General features: G+C 73.4%; 11 protein-coding genes and 1 tRNA gene. 4 read left to right on the top strand and 8 right to left on the bottom strand.

Annotation, left to right across the window (positions count from 1 at the left end; genetic code table 11):
* The first annotated feature begins 11 nt into the window (after positions 1 to 11).
* The gene (locus tag IG63_RS0110405) at positions 12 to 1187 is read left to right on the top strand and encodes a benzoate/H(+) symporter BenE family transporter (protein ID WP_030484310.1); all 1176 of its coding nucleotides are present in this window, start codon (positions 12 to 14) and stop codon (positions 1185 to 1187) included.
* Here the strand turns inward: IG63_RS0110405 and IG63_RS0110400 are convergent.
* From IG63_RS0110400 to IG63_RS0110390, 3 genes are all read right to left on the bottom strand, one after another.
* On the bottom strand, positions 1162 to 2010 hold the full coding sequence (locus tag IG63_RS0110400) for a hypothetical protein (protein ID WP_030484309.1): 849 nt from the start codon (positions 2008 to 2010) through the stop codon (positions 1162 to 1164). The genes IG63_RS0110405 and IG63_RS0110400 overlap by 26 nt on opposite strands.
* A gap of 61 nt (positions 2011 to 2071) precedes the next feature.
* The gene (katG, locus tag IG63_RS0110395; RefSeq protein ID WP_157210122.1) at positions 2072 to 4252 is read right to left on the bottom strand and encodes a catalase/peroxidase HPI; all 2181 of its coding nucleotides are present in this window, start codon (positions 4250 to 4252) and stop codon (positions 2072 to 2074) included.
* 94 nt (positions 4253 to 4346) lie between these two features.
* Positions 4347 to 4769 (bottom strand): Fur family transcriptional regulator, encoded by a 423-nt coding sequence (locus IG63_RS0110390; protein WP_030484307.1) that lies wholly within the window; start codon positions 4767 to 4769, stop codon positions 4347 to 4349.
* A 165-nt stretch (positions 4770 to 4934) separates the two neighbouring features.
* On the opposite strand from IG63_RS0110390, the gene IG63_RS0110385 reads away from it, so the two are divergent.
* Entirely contained in the window at positions 4935 to 5339 is a 405-nt protein-coding gene (locus IG63_RS0110385) for a VOC family protein (protein WP_030484306.1), read from the top strand.
* Between the two features lie 74 nt (positions 5340 to 5413).
* Here the strand turns inward: IG63_RS0110385 and IG63_RS0110380 are convergent.
* Positions 5414 to 5499: transfer RNA gene (locus tag IG63_RS0110380), tRNA-Leu, on the bottom strand.
* Between the two features lie 54 nt (positions 5500 to 5553).
* On the bottom strand, positions 5554 to 6990 hold the full coding sequence (locus IG63_RS0110375; RefSeq protein ID WP_030484305.1) for a GuaB1 family IMP dehydrogenase-related protein: 1437 nt from the start codon (positions 6988 to 6990) through the stop codon (positions 5554 to 5556).
* Positions 6991 to 7015: 25 nt separating this feature from the next.
* On the opposite strand from IG63_RS0110375, the gene galK reads away from it, so the two are divergent.
* Positions 7016 to 8092 carry a galactokinase gene (gene galK / locus IG63_RS0110370; RefSeq protein ID WP_245604387.1) on the top strand — a complete coding sequence of 359 codons (1077 nt, stop codon included), beginning with the start codon at positions 7016 to 7018 and terminating at the stop codon, positions 8090 to 8092.
* Positions 8093 to 8269: 177 nt separating this feature from the next.
* A complete protein-coding gene (locus IG63_RS0110365) occupies positions 8270 to 9340 on the top strand; it encodes a ScyD/ScyE family protein (protein ID WP_030484303.1) in 1071 nt (356 codons plus the stop codon).
* 44 nt (positions 9341 to 9384) lie between these two features.
* Here IG63_RS0110365 and IG63_RS0110360 read toward each other — a convergent pair whose 3' ends face one another.
* Genes IG63_RS0110360 through IG63_RS0110350 form a run of 3 tightly spaced genes read right to left on the bottom strand, consistent with a single transcriptional unit; the run spans position 9385 to position 13392 of the window.
* Positions 9385 to 10695, bottom strand: coding sequence for a DUF2252 domain-containing protein (locus tag IG63_RS0110360; RefSeq protein WP_030484302.1), 1311 nt, complete (start codon positions 10693 to 10695; stop codon positions 9385 to 9387).
* Positions 10696 to 10730: 35 nt separating this feature from the next.
* A complete protein-coding gene (locus IG63_RS0110355) occupies positions 10731 to 11945 on the bottom strand; it encodes an acyl-CoA dehydrogenase family protein (protein WP_030484301.1) in 1215 nt (404 codons plus the stop codon).
* Positions 11946 to 11991: 46 nt separating this feature from the next.
* Entirely contained in the window at positions 11992 to 13392 is a 1401-nt protein-coding gene (locus IG63_RS0110350; RefSeq protein ID WP_084596934.1) for an acyl-CoA dehydrogenase family protein, read from the bottom strand.
* Between the last annotated feature and the right edge of the window lie 57 nt (positions 13393 to 13449).

Here is a 13449-nt window from a genome sequence, read left to right as displayed (position 1 = left end):
AGACGTACGGCGTGACCGCACACCGATCCGACGGCTGGGCCACTCCCGTCGCTGCGGGCCTGGTGACGGCGGTGGTCGGCTTCACGTCCTCCTTCGCGGTCGTCCTGGCCGGGCTGCGCGCGGTCGGGGCCGACGGGGCCGACGCGGCGTCCGGGCTGCTGGTGCTCTCGCTGACGATGGGGCTGGGGTGCGTCGGCTTCGCGCTGCTGACGCGGCGTCCCGTCACGCTGGCGTGGTCGACCCCCGGCGCCGCCCTGCTGGCGGTCCAGACGGTGCCCGAGGGGGGCTGGCCGGCCGCCGTGGGCGCCTTCGTGCTGACCGGGGTCGCGCTGACGCTGACCGGCCTGCTGCCGCCGCTCTCGCGCCTCGTGGAGCAGATCCCCACCTCGGTCGCGAGCGCGATGCTCGCTGGGGTGCTGCTCTCGCTGTGCCTGGTGCCCTTCCGGCTGCTGCCCGACGAGCCGCTCGCCATCGGCGCCGTCGTCGGGAGCTGGGTCCTCGTGACCTGCCTCTCCGCGCGCTGGGCCACCCCGGCCGCCGTCGTCGCGGCGCTGGTGGTGATGGCGGTCGACGGCAGCTACGGCGCGGTCGCCTGGTCGCAGACCGCCCCCTCGCTCACCTGGACGACGCCGCAGTGGTCGTGGCAGGCCGTGGTGGCTCTGGCGCTGCCGCTCTACCTGGTGACGATGACCAGCCAGAACATCCCGGGCATCGCCACCATGCGCAGCCTGGGGTACGACGTGCCGGTGCGGACGGCGCTCGGCTACAGCGGCACCGCCACCGCCCTCGGCGCCCCCTTCGGAGGGCACGCCATCAACCTCTCCGCCATCGCAGCGGCGCTCAGCGCCGGACCCGAGGCCGGGCGCGACCCGTCACGCCGCTGGGTCGCCGCGCTGACCTGCGGCCTGGGCTACGTCGCCTTCGGGCTCGCGGCCAACGCCGTCGTGGCGCTGGCAGGCGCCGCCCCCGCCGGGCTCTTCGCCGCCGTGGCGGGCGTCGCCCTGCTCGGCAGCTTCGCGGCCGCCACCTCCCAGGCGCTGGCGCACGAGTCCGGGCGCGTCGCGGCCGGCGTCACGCTCGTCGTCGCGGCGTCCGGCGTCACCCTGGGCGGCATCGGCTCGGCCTTCTGGGCGCTGGTGGTCGGCTGCACCCTCCACGCGGTCACCAGCCGCACGCGACGGGGATGAAGCCCCTCAGCGCCGCGCGGTCGGCGTCCGTCAGCGGCAGGTAGGCACCTGCCTCGGCAGGGACGCCGGGCGCCTCCACCCGCATCGCGAAGAGCGTGCCCACCTTGTCCTCGGCCAGCGCGTGCGGGTCGCAGCGCCCGGGTCCCACCCGCAGCAGCAGCCTCACCGGTGGGTCGCCGGGCCCGAGCGGCACCCGGGTGCCCGCCTCGACGGAGGCCGAGCCCGGCGCCTGGCGGAAGAGCACGGTGTCCTCGAGGCCGCCCCAGACGACGTCGTCGCGCGCGCCCGTGGGCCGCAGCTCCAGCGGCAGCTCCAGCACCGGCTCACCGCCGTCGTCCGCGCGACGGGGCTCGCCGACGCTGAGGTCGGCGGCCTCGGCGAGCACGCTGGCAGCGCAGTCGCGGTCGAGCAGCAGGCCGACGGCGCCGTAGCGGTCGGTCGCGGTCGCGACGCCCACCTGCTCCGGTCCGTCGCCGACCCGGTAGGCCAGCTCGACGCGCATGTCGGAGCCACGGCCGCAGCGGCCCTCGCCCAGCTCCAGGTCGAGGTCGGCCTCGTTGACGAAGCTCTTCTCGCCCTGCCAGCGCAGCGGATCCACCCGGTCGGAGGAGACGTCGGCCCGCGTGACCGTGACCCGACTCCCCGTGTCGTTGACCAGCCGCACCACGAAGCCGCGGCCCACCCGCTCGGCGCGCGGCTGGTCGACGTACGCCGTCAGGCCCTCGGGCAGCGCTCCGGTCGGGGCGCCGGTCGGGGCGGAGGCCTCGCCGCCGCACCCCGCGGCGGTCAGCAGGAGGACCGCCGACGACGTCAGTGCCCCCACCGCGCGCCACCGCCGGCCCCTGACCCGTGGAGGGTCGGGAGCCGGCGGCGGCAAGGGTGGCTCAGACGTCGTAGCGGTCCAGGTCCATCACCTTGGTCCACGCGCGGGCGAAGTCGCGCACGAACCGCTCGGCACCGTCGGCGGAGGCGTAGACCTCCGCCAGGGCGCGCAGCTCGGAGTTGGAGCCGAAGACGAGGTCGACCCGCGAGCCCGTCCAGCGGGTCTCGCCGGTGGCCCGGTCGACCGCCTCGAAGCCGTCGTCGTCGCCCTCGATCTCGTGCCAGTCGAGGTCCATGTCGAGCAGGTTGACGAAGAAGTCGTTGCTCAGCGTCCCGACGCGGTCGGTGAGCACGCCCTTGGGGTTGTCACCGGTGTTGGCGCCCAGCACCCGCAGGCCGCCCACGAGCACGGTCATCTCCGGGGCGGAGAGGCCGAGCAGGTTGGCGCGGTCGACCAGGCGGTACTCGCCGGGGAGCCGGCCCTCCTTGCCGAGCACGTTGCGGAAGCCGTCGGAGGTCGGCTCGAGGTGGCTGAAGGACTCCACGTCGGTCTGCTCCTGCGAGGCGTCGGTGCGCCCCGGGGTGAAGCCGACCTCCACGTCGACGCCACCGGCGCGAGCCGCGGCCTCGACCGCCGCCGTGCCGCCCAGCACGACCAGGTCGGCCAGCGAGACGTTGAGACCGGAGTCTGCCTGGACCTGCTCGAGCACCCGCAGCACCTGGGCGAGCTCGGCCGGGTCGTTGACCTCCCAGCTGCGCTGGGGCTCCAGGCGGATGCGTCCACCGTTGGCGCCGCCACGCTTGTCGCTGGTGCGGTGCGACGACGCGGCCGCCCAGGCGGCCTTGACCAGCTGCGGGACCGTCAGGCCGGAGTCGAGGATCTGCTGCTTGAGCGACGCGATCTCGTCGGCGCCGATGACCTCGCCCTCGTGGGCCGGCACCGGGTCCTGCCAGAGCAGCTCCTCCTCCGGCACCCAGGCACCGAGGTAGCGCTGCTTGGGGCCCATGTCGCGGTGGGTGAGCTTGTACCAGGCGCGCGCGAAGGCGTCGGCGAACGCCTCCGGGTCGTCCTTGAAGCGCAGCGAGATCTCGCGGTAGACGGGGTCCTCGCGCAGCGCGATGTCGGAGACCAGCATCGTGGGACGCCGGTCGAGCTCGCCGGTCTCGGGGTCGGGGATCTTGTTGGCAGCCTCGTCGCCGACGGCCTGGAACTGCCAGGCACCGGCCGGGCTCTTGGTCAGCTCCCACTCGTAGCCGAAGAGGTTCTCGAAGAAGCCGTTGCTCCACTGGACCGGCGTCGCGGTCCAGGTGACCTCGAGGCCGGAGGTGATGGCGTCGCGGCCCTTGCCCGAGCCGTAGGACTGCTTCCAGCCCAGGCCCTGCTCGACGATGGAGGCACCCTCGGGCTCGGGACCGACGTACTGCTCGGGGTCGGCCGCGCCGTGGGTCTTGCCGAAGGTGTGACCACCGGCGATCAGCGCGACGGTCTCCTCGTCGTTCATCGCCATCCGCCCGAAGGTCTCGCGGATGTCGCGGGCCGACGCCAGCGGGTCGGGGTTGGCGTTGGGGCCCTCGGGGTTGACGTAGATCAGGCCCATCTGCACGGCGCCGAGCGGCTTCTCCAGCTCGCGGTCACCGGTGTAGCGCTCGTCGCCGAGCCAGGTGCGCTCCGGACCCCAGTAGACGTCCTCGTCGGGCTCCCACACGTCGGCGCGGCCACCGGCGAAGCCGAAGGTCGTGAAGCCCATGGTCTCCAGCGCGCGGTTGCCGGCGAAGATCATCAGGTCGGCCCAGGAGACCTTCGCGCCCCACTTCTGCTTGACCGGCCACAGCAGGCGACGCGCCTTGTCGAGGTTGCCGTTGTCGGGCCAGCTGTTGAGCGGGGCGAAGCGCTGCATGCCCGCACCGGCTCCGCCGCGGCCGTCGTCGACGCGGTAGGTGCCCGCGGAGTGCCAGGCCATCCGGATCATGAAGCCGCCGTAGTGACCGAAGTCGGCCGGCCACCAGTCCTTGCTGTCGGTCATGACGGCGTCGACGTCGCGGGCGAGCTCGTCGAGGTCGACGCTCTCGAAGGCGGCGCGGTAGTCGAGCTCGCCACCGAAGGGGTCGGCGACCGCGGGGTGCTTGCGCAGGATCTTCAGGTTGAGCTGGTTGGGCCACCAGTCGGTGTTGCTCCCGCTCTCGGTGGGGTGCGCGAGACGGCCACCGTGGACCGGGCAGCCGCCGGCCTCCTCGGTGTTCATGTCGGCCTCGACGGTCTCGTGGTCGTGCCCGGTGGGCTGGTCAGTCACGGACGTTCCTCCTGCGGTGGTGGGGTGCGGTGGACGGGTGTGGTGCCTAGGGAGTGCGACAGGCCGAGCAGGTGCCCCAGTAGACGACCTCGGCCTCGTCGATGGTGAAGCCACGGTCGTCGCTCGCAGTCAGGCACGGAGCGTGGCCGACGGCGCAGTCGACGTCACCGATCGCGCCGCAGCTGCGGCACACGACGTGGTGGTGGTTGTCGCCGACGCGCACCTCGTAGCGCGCGACGGCGCCGGCCGGCTGGATGCGACGCACCAGACCCGCCTGGGTGAGCGCCGCCAGGACGTCGTAGACGGCCTGGTGCGACACGGCGCCGAGGTCGCGGCGCACGGCGTCGATCACGGTCTCGGTGTCGGCGTGGGGCCGTGCCTCCAGGGCACGCATGACGGCCAGACGGGGCCGGGTGACACGCAGCGACACCTCGCGCAGCCGCGTCTCGAGCTCCTCGGGCGTCGTCACGGTGGCGAACCTAGTGCACTTTCTGGAATGACTCAAGACTGGGGGTGGCGTGTCGCTGCGGACCCGTCCGGTCGGAGGGCCCGGACCGGGAGATCGGGGAGTGCCGGAGGCGCCGTCCGCCAGCGAGGCTGGTCGGGTCCGGGACCCCGAGCAGGAGGACCTGCCGTGTCAGCACCGACCTTTCCCGCCCTGACCCACGTGGCTGTCACCGTCACCGACCTCGAGCGCAGCACCGCCTGGTACGCCGCGCTCTTCGACGCCGATCCCGTGCTCGACGAGGACGAGGAGACCGGCGGCTTCCACCACACTGTCTTCGCGCTCGGCGGCGGGCAGCTCTTCGGCCTGCACACGCACCCCGCGGGGCGAGGCGGTGACTTCGACGAGCGGACCACGGGGCTCGACCACGTCGCCTTCGCCTGCGCCGACCGCGACGAGCTGGAGGCCTGGCGCGGGCGACTGGACGAGCTGGGGGTCGCGCACGGCGACGTCGTCGACGCGGCGTACGGCTCGGGGGTGTCCTTCCGCGATCCCGACAACATCGCCCTGGAGTTCTTCGCTCCCCCGTCCTGAGCCGCGTGCGTCCCGGGCCTCCGACGGTCCGGGAACGACGATGGGCCCCGCACCGCGGGGCCCATCGACTCGTGTGTCCGAGGGGGGACTTGAACCCCCACCCCCTAATACGGGGACTAGCACCTCAAGCTAGCGCGTCTGCCTATTCCGCCACCCGGACGAGCGGTGAAACACTAGCAAGGCCGAGCCCCCGCAGCCGAATCGGGGGCGCTGCTCACCAGCCCGCCGGCAGCGGCCGACCCTCGGCGAAGCCCGCGGCCGACTGCACGCCGACCGTGGCGCGCTCGTGGAAGGCCGCCAGGTCGTGCGCGCCGGCGTACGTCGCCGCGGAGCGGACGCCCGAGCAGATCTCGTCGACGAGGTCCTCCACGCCCGGGCGTGCGGGGTCGAGGAACATCCGCGAGGAGCTGATGCCCTCCTCGTAGAGCCCCTTGCGGGCGCGGTCGAAGGCCGTGTCGGTGGAGGTGCGGTTGGCCACCGCGCGGGCCGAGGCCATGCCGAAGCTCTCCTTGTAGGCCCGCCCGTCGGCGCCGACGTGCAGGTCGCCCGGCGACTCGTGGGTGCCGGCGAACCAGGACCCGACCATCACCTGGGAGGCACCGGCCGCCAGCGCGAGCGCGACGTCGCGGGGGTGACGCACCCCACCGTCGGCCCAGACGTGCTTGCCGAGCTCGCGGGCCGCCGCGGCGCACTCCAGCACGGCGCTGAACTGCGGGCGGCCGACCCCGGTCATCATCCGGGTGGTGCACATGGCCCCCGGACCGACGCCCACCTTCACGATGTCGGCGCCGGCCTCGACCAGGTCGCGGGTGCCCTCGGCGGAGACGACGTTGCCCGCGACCACCGGCACCTGCGGGCCCTGCGAGCGCACCGTGGCGAGCGCCTCGACCATCCGCTCCTGGTGGCCGTGGGCGGTGTCGACGACGAGGCAGTCGACACCCAGGTCGAGCAGCTTGCGGGCCTTGCCGCCCACGTCGCCGTTGACCCCGAGGGCGGCGGCCACGCGCAGCCGGCCGTGCGGGTCGAGCGCCGGCTCGTAGATCGTCGAGCGCAGCGCCCCGGTGCGAGTCAGGATCCCGACCAGGTCGCCCTGCTCGTCGACGGCGGGGGCCAGGCGGTGCCGCGAGGCGTGCAGCACGTCGAAGGCCTCCCGCGGCTCCATGGTGTGGCGCACCGTGGTCATCTCGGTGGTCATCACGTCGGCCACCAGGGTGAAGCGGTCGACGCCGGCGCAGTCGGCCTCGGTCACGACGCCGACGGGGCGACGTCCGTCGAGCACGACCGCGGCCCGGTGCGCGCGCTTGGGGAGCAGGGCGAGCACGTCGCTGACGGTGTCCTGCGGCCGCACCTGGATGGGGGTCTCGAAGACGGGGTGCCGGCTCTTGACCCAGGCCACCACGTCCGCGACGACGTCGAGCGGGATGTCCTGCGGGATCACGGCCAGGCCGCCGCGCCGTGCCATGGTCTCGGCCATGCGGCGGCCGGAGACGGCGGTCATGTTGGCCACGACGAGCGGGATGGTGGTGCCGGTCCCGTCGGACGACGCGAGGTCGACGGCGTAGCGGGAGCTGACGTCGGAGCGTCGCGGCACCATGAAGACGTCGTCGTAGGTCAGGTCGTACGGCGGCCGGTGGTCGTCGAGGAAGCGCACGTCGGCCCAATCTACGCTGCTGCGCGTGCCAGCATCCACTCCTCGCCCCGTCACCGGCGTCGCCCCGGGCCGCGTCAACCTCATCGGCGAGCACGTCGACTACAACGGCGGCCGCTGCCTGCCCTTCGCGCTGCGCCAGTCGACCACCGCCCGGGTGAGCCCGCGCGACGACGACCGTCTCGCCGTCCGCAGCGGCGAGCGCTCGTGGGAGGGACGGCCCTCGCAGCTCGACGACGCCCCCTCGTGGGTGCGCTACGTGGCGGGCGTCTTCGTGACCCTCGACGTGCCGGGGGGCTTCGACGTCGAGGTGAGCAGCGAGGTGCCCATCGGGGCGGGCCTCTCGAGCTCGGCCGCGCTGGAGTGCAGCGTGGCCGTCGCCCTCGACGCCGCGCTCGGCCTCGGCTACTCCCCCGACGAGCTCGTGGCGGCCTGCGTGCGCGCCGAGAGCGAGGTCGTGGGCGCGCCCACCGGGGGGCTCGACCAGGCCATCTCGGTGCACGCGCGCGAGTCGCACGCGCTGCTGCTCGACTTCGCCACCGACGAGCAGCGGCAGGTGCCCTTCGACCCCGCCGCCCATGACCTCGCCGTGCTGGTCGTCGACACGCGGGTGAGCCACGAGCTGACCGACGGCGGCTACGGCGCCCGGCGCGACCAGGCGTGGGAGGCCGCGCGCCACCTCGGGGTGCGGCACCTGGCACAGGTCGGCCCCGACGACCTCGCCGGCCTCGATGCCGCGCTGCTCCCCCGGGCTCGCCACGTCGTCAGCGAGGTACGCCGCGTCGACGAGGTCGTCGCGGCCCTCGGGGCCGGCGACTGGGCCGCGCTGGGGCCGCTGCTGGACGCCTCCCACGCGTCGCTGCGCGACGACTACGAGGTCTCCTGCGCCGAGCTCGACACGGCCTGCGAGACGGCGCGCGAGGCGGGCGCGCTGGGGGCCCGGATGACAGGCGGCGGCTTCGGCGGGTCGGCGATCGCCCTGACGCCGCGCCCCCGGCTCGGCGCGGTGGAGAGCGCCGTCCGCACGGCCTTCGCGGCCCGTGGGTGGACCGCGCCGGCCTTCTTCGTGGCCGAGCCCGGGGCCGGCGCGCGCGTCCTGGCCTGACGGATGTCCGCCACGGGCGGCTCGGCGCCGGTCGGCTTCGCCCCGAGTCGCCCGGTGCATCCCCTCCCACCGGTCTAGTGGAGCCTCCCAGCGGTCTGCACCAGTGGATGCGCGATCCGCTCGGCTGTGCGATGCCTGTGCGTGCGGGGGGATCACTTTGCCGGGAGGGACACATCCATGCGTGCAGCAACCAGGGCGTGCGTCGTCGCGCTCACCGTCGGCCTCGTGGCCGGCTCGCCGGCCCCGTCGTCGGGAGCGGCGCCGCGAGCCTCGGACGGAGGGCGCGCCGCCCCCGTCCAGGTCGTCGCCAAGGGGCTGAACAGCCCGTTCGGCCTCAGCGCCGCTCGCAACGGCAGCATCGTCGTCGCGCAGAGCGGCGCCGGTCAGGTCACCCTGATCCGCCGTGACGGCAGCCGTCGCACCCTGGTCTCCGACGCAGCCGGCGTCGCGGCCGTGGCGTCACGGGGCAAGTGGGTCTGGAGCGTGATCGGCGGTCCTGCGCCCGACGGGCCTCCGGTGGGCGGGGCCTACGGCCCGAGCAAGGTGCTGCGCACCAACCTCGACACCGGGCAGACGACGGTGATCGCGGACCTGCTGCAGTACGAGCTCGACAACAACCCCGACGGGCAGGTCCAGGAGGTCGACGGTCAGCCCGTCGACGCGCTGTCCAACCCCTTCGCGATGACGCTGACCCCGCGGAACCTGCTGGTCGCCGACGGCGGCGCCAACGCGGTGCTGCGGGTCAACCCGACCTCCGGCAGGGTCTCGACCTTCTTCGTGCCGCCGACGGTCAAGACCAAGCCCTGCCTCGCCGACGGCGCCCAGGCCAACCCGGGCACCGTGGGATGCGACCCGGTGCCGACGGGGGTCGACTGGCGCAACGGTCGCGCCTGGGTGAGCACCCTGGGTGCGGAGGTGCCAGGCGCCGGACGGATCTACAAGCTCACCGGACGCGGCGAGATCGCCCGGTCCTGGCGTGGCCTGGACTCCCCGACCGGGCTCGCGGTCGGCCCGGGCGGCGCCGTCTACTACTCCCAGGTCTTCTTCGGAGGGCCTCCCGGACCCGGGGTCGACATCAACAAGCTCGGTCGCATCGTGCGGGTGCTGCCCGACGGCGACGTCGAGACCTTCAAGGCCTCGCAGCCGACCGGACTGCTCTTCGAGCGCGGCAAGTTCCACGCCAGCACCCGCAGCCTCAACCCGGGCAAGGGACGCGTGGTCCGGATCCCGATCAGCAAGTTCCGCTGACGCAGGCCGAGGGGGGCAGAAGGGGGTATCGGCGTCGCGGCCGCTCACGTGGCCGCGACGCCGATGCGGCCGGCTCGGAACTCCTCGACGAAGGTGGCGTGGTCCTCCCGAACCTGGGCGGCGTAGTCGGTGGCGAAGCCGACCAGGTGGTCGGCGAAGGCACGGCGTCGCCCCTTCAGCGAGGCGACCACCGCCTCCTCGACCTGGAAGTCGACCAGGTCCTGGTCGCTGTCCTCGTCGGAGGAGCAGTGCACCTTGGCCGTCGCCCGGCCCAGCAGGTCGACCACCTGGGCCATCTGCGAGGGCTCGGTGAGGTCGTCCCAGTCGAGGTCGACCTCGTAGGGCGAGACCTCGGCGACCACGTAGCCCACACCCCGGACCCCGGTGTGGCCGAGCAGCGGGTCGGTGTGCACCTGCAGCGCCCGCTGGCTGACGACCGTGCGGTGCCCCTCGTGCTCGAAGTAGCGGTCGACCGCCTCGTGGTCGACGTAGCGGCTCACCGCCGGCACGTTGGCCTGCTTCATCGAGAGCACCACGTCGTTGTCACGGGCCTGGCTGTGCCCCTCGACCAGCAGGTTGTACGCCGGCAGCCCGGCACTGCCGATGCCGAAGCCCGACTTGCCGACGACGTCGTGCAGCCCGTAGAAGAGCTCGCGGTCGAAGCGCTTGGACTCCGGGATCGTCTCGAGGTAGCGCCCGAAGGCGCGCTCGACCTCGCGGCGCTCCTCCCGCGGCAGCCGCCGCACGCTCGGGTGGTCGGAGAAGCGGCGCGCCCCGTCGCGCTCGACGGTGGTGATGCGGTCGAGCAGGTCGACCCGGCGTACGCCGCGCGCCGCCACCAGCGCGTCGAGCACCGGACCCTCGGTGTTGTCGAGGTGGAGCCCGAAGTCCTCGTCGTCGCCGGTGGAGGCGTAGGAGTCGACCTGGGCGAGGTAGGCCCGCAGGAAGCGGCGGACCAGCCGCTCGACGTCGGCGGCGGGAAGCGCCTTCTGCCAGCCGACCAGGGCCAGGCTCGCGGCGAAGCGCCGCAGGTCCCAGGTGAAGTGCCCGAGGTAGGCCTCGTCGAAGTCGTTGACGTCGAAGACCAGCCGGCCGTCGGAGCTGAGGTAAGTGCCGAAGTTCTCGACGTGGAGGTCGCCGTGGATCCAGATGGCCCCGCTGCGCTCGTCGACCCACTCGTCCTCGAGCGCGGTCTGGTCGGCGTAGAAGAGGCAGGCCGAGCCGCGGTAGAAGGCGTGCGGGTCGGCGGCCATCTTGCGGAACTTCCCGCGGAAGGCCACCGGGTCCGCGCGCATCAGAGGGGCGAAGGCGTCCTGGATGCTGGCGACGACGAGGTCGCTGCGCTGCGCTGCCACGCCGTCACTCTGGCACGCGGCGCCGGCGCGTGCCCCTACTTCAGCTGCGCCGACCCCAGTCCGAGCAGGCGCCGGGCCACGATCAGCTGCTGGATCTGCTGGGTGCCCTCGAAGATGTCGAGGATCTTGGAGTCGCGGCCCCACTTCTCCAGCAGCTCGGCCTCGGAGTAGCCGAGGGTGCCGGCGAGCTCGACGCACCGCAGCGTCACCTCGCTGCCCATGCGGCCGGCCTTCGCCTTGGCCATCGAGGCCTGCATCGAGTTGGGCTCGCGGTTGTCGGCCATCCAGGCCGACTGCAGCGTGAGCAGGTACGCCGCCTCCCACTCGGCCTCCAGCGCCAGGAAGGTCGCCGCGGCCGCGGTCTGCAGCTGGGTGGGTCGGTCGTAGTCGACCTCGATGCCGGCGTCGGCCATTAGGTCGCGGGTCAGGTCGAGCGAGGCGCGGGCGCACCCGACGGCCATCGCCGCCACCAGCGGCCGGGTGTTGTCGAAGGTCGCCATGGCGCCGGCGAAGCCCTGCTTGGTGTCGACCTCCGGAGAGCCCAGCAGGTTCTCGGCCGGGACGCGGCAGTCGTCGAAGATGATGACGGCCGTGTCGGAGGCGCGGATCCCGAGCTTGTGCTCGAGGCGCTCGACCCGCATCCCGGGGGTGCCCTTCTCGACGACGAAGGACTTGATCGCGGCGCGGCCGAGCGACTTGTCGAGCGTCGCCCACACCACCACCGAGTCGGCGCGCTCCCCCGACGTCACGTAGATCTTCTCGCCGTTGATGACGTACTCGTCGCCGTCGCGCACCGCGGTGGTCGAGATGTTGGCCGAGTCGGAGCCCACCCCCGGCTCGGTGATCGCCATGGCGGCCCAGGTGCCGGCGAAGCGCTCGAGCTGCTCGTCGTCGGCGACCGAGGCGATGGCGGAGTTGCCGAGCCCCTGCCGTGGCATCGACAGCAGCAGGCCGACGTCGCCCCAGCACATCTCCATCACGGAGAGCACGCTGGCGAGGTTGGCGCCGTTGCGGTTGCCGGGCTGCTCCTCGGGCTTCTGGCTGCGGCGTACGCCGCTCGCGCCCGCGCCGCCGGTGGCTCCCGACTCGCTGATGCCGTCGATCATCGCGGCGAGCATGTCGAGCTCGCGCGGGTAGGCGTGCTCCTGCTCGTCGTACTTGCGCGAGATCGGGCGCAACATGTTCATCGCGACCTGGTGTGCCTGGTCGACCAGCGGTCGCAGCTTCTTCGGGGTCTCGAGGTTGATCATCGTGGCTCTCCTTGTCCGGGTCCTGGGTGGGCTGCGCGGTGGCGCCTCAGACCAGGACCGCCCCCTCCATCAGGCCGATCGCGCGCAGGTCGCGGTACCAGCGCTCGACCGGGTGCTCCTTGACGAAGCCGTGGCCGCCGAGCAGCTGCACCCCGTCGAGACCGATGCGCATGCCGTGCTCGGCGCAGAGCCGGCGGGCCAGCGCGATCTCCTTGCCGGCGTCGCGGCCCTGGGCCACGCGGGAGGCGGCCTTCCAGGTGGCCAGCCGCATCCCCTGCAGCTCGATGCCGATGTTGGCCACCATGAAGGCGACCGACTGGCGGTGGGCGATCGGCTCCCCGAAGGCCTCGCGCTCCTTGACGTACGGGATGACGTAGTCGAGCACCGCCTGCCCGGTGCCCACCGCCAGGGCGCACCACGCCAGGCGCGAGAGCCGCACCGCGTCGCGGTGGTCCTCGGTCGTGCCCAGCAGCGAGATCTCGTCGACCTCGACGTCGTCGAGCACCAGGCGCGAGAGGCCGGCGGCACGGAGGCCCATCGACGGATCGGACTCGATGGTCACGCCGTCGGTGCGGGACTCCACGACGAAGAGCCGCGGCTCCCCCTCGAGCGAGGCGCCCACGACGAAGAGCTCGGCCTCGGCGCCCCGGACCACGCCGGACTTGGTGCCGCGCAGCACGAAGCCCTCACCGCGGCGCTCGGCGGTCGCGCTCGGGGAGAGCGGGTCGTGCAGCGGCGTGGGCTCGGCCAGGGCCAGCGCGGCCGCGGGCACCTCCTGGCCGGTGAAGTGCGGCAGGTAGGTCTGCTGCTGCTCCTCGGTGCCCCACAGCGACAGCGCGGTGGCGACGGCGCCCGGAGCGAGTGCCGCGACCGCGAGACCCATGTCGCCGTGGGCGAGCGCCTCGTGCACCAGCACGCCCGTGACGGCGGAGCGCTCGGTCGCGATGCCCTCGAGCTCCTCCGGCACCCCGAGCAGCGGGAGACCGACCTCGAGCGTGGCGGCCAGCACCTCCTGCGGCGCCGTGCACGACGCGTCGGCGGCGGCCGCCGCCGGGCGCACCACCTCGGCCGCGAGCTCGCGCACGACGTCGGCGATCATCTGCTCGTCCTCGCCGGGGGTGAGGTCGAAGAGCCCGCTGCGCTGGGCGCTCGGCACCCGGTTGCCCGCCCGACGTCGGCCGGCGCGCGCGAAGCTGCGGCTCACGGTGCCCACGGTCCGGAAGCCGGCGCTCGTCACGCGGTAGACGCCCTGCTCGGTCTGCTTGCGGATGCCGAGGCGGTCCATCAGGTCCGACGACGCGAGCCGGTTGAGCGCCGCGATCGCCAACCCGATGGGGTCGCGCACCTCGCCGTCGGCGAGGCCGTGTCGCCCACCGGCGCGCAGCAGGGTCCAGGGCAGTCGCTGCGACTGCCGGGTCTCGTCGGCCTTCGGGGTCGTGGAAGCCATGACACCGAATGTAACTCGGAGTTACACTCGGCGCCACAGTCGCCCCGCGTGTCCCGG

The sequence above is a fragment of the Nocardioides aequoreus genome (assembly GCF_000720335.1).
Lineage (GTDB): Bacteria > Actinomycetota > Actinomycetes > Propionibacteriales > Nocardioidaceae > Marmoricola > Marmoricola aequoreus.
This window is presented reverse-complemented; position numbering and strand designations above follow the sequence as displayed.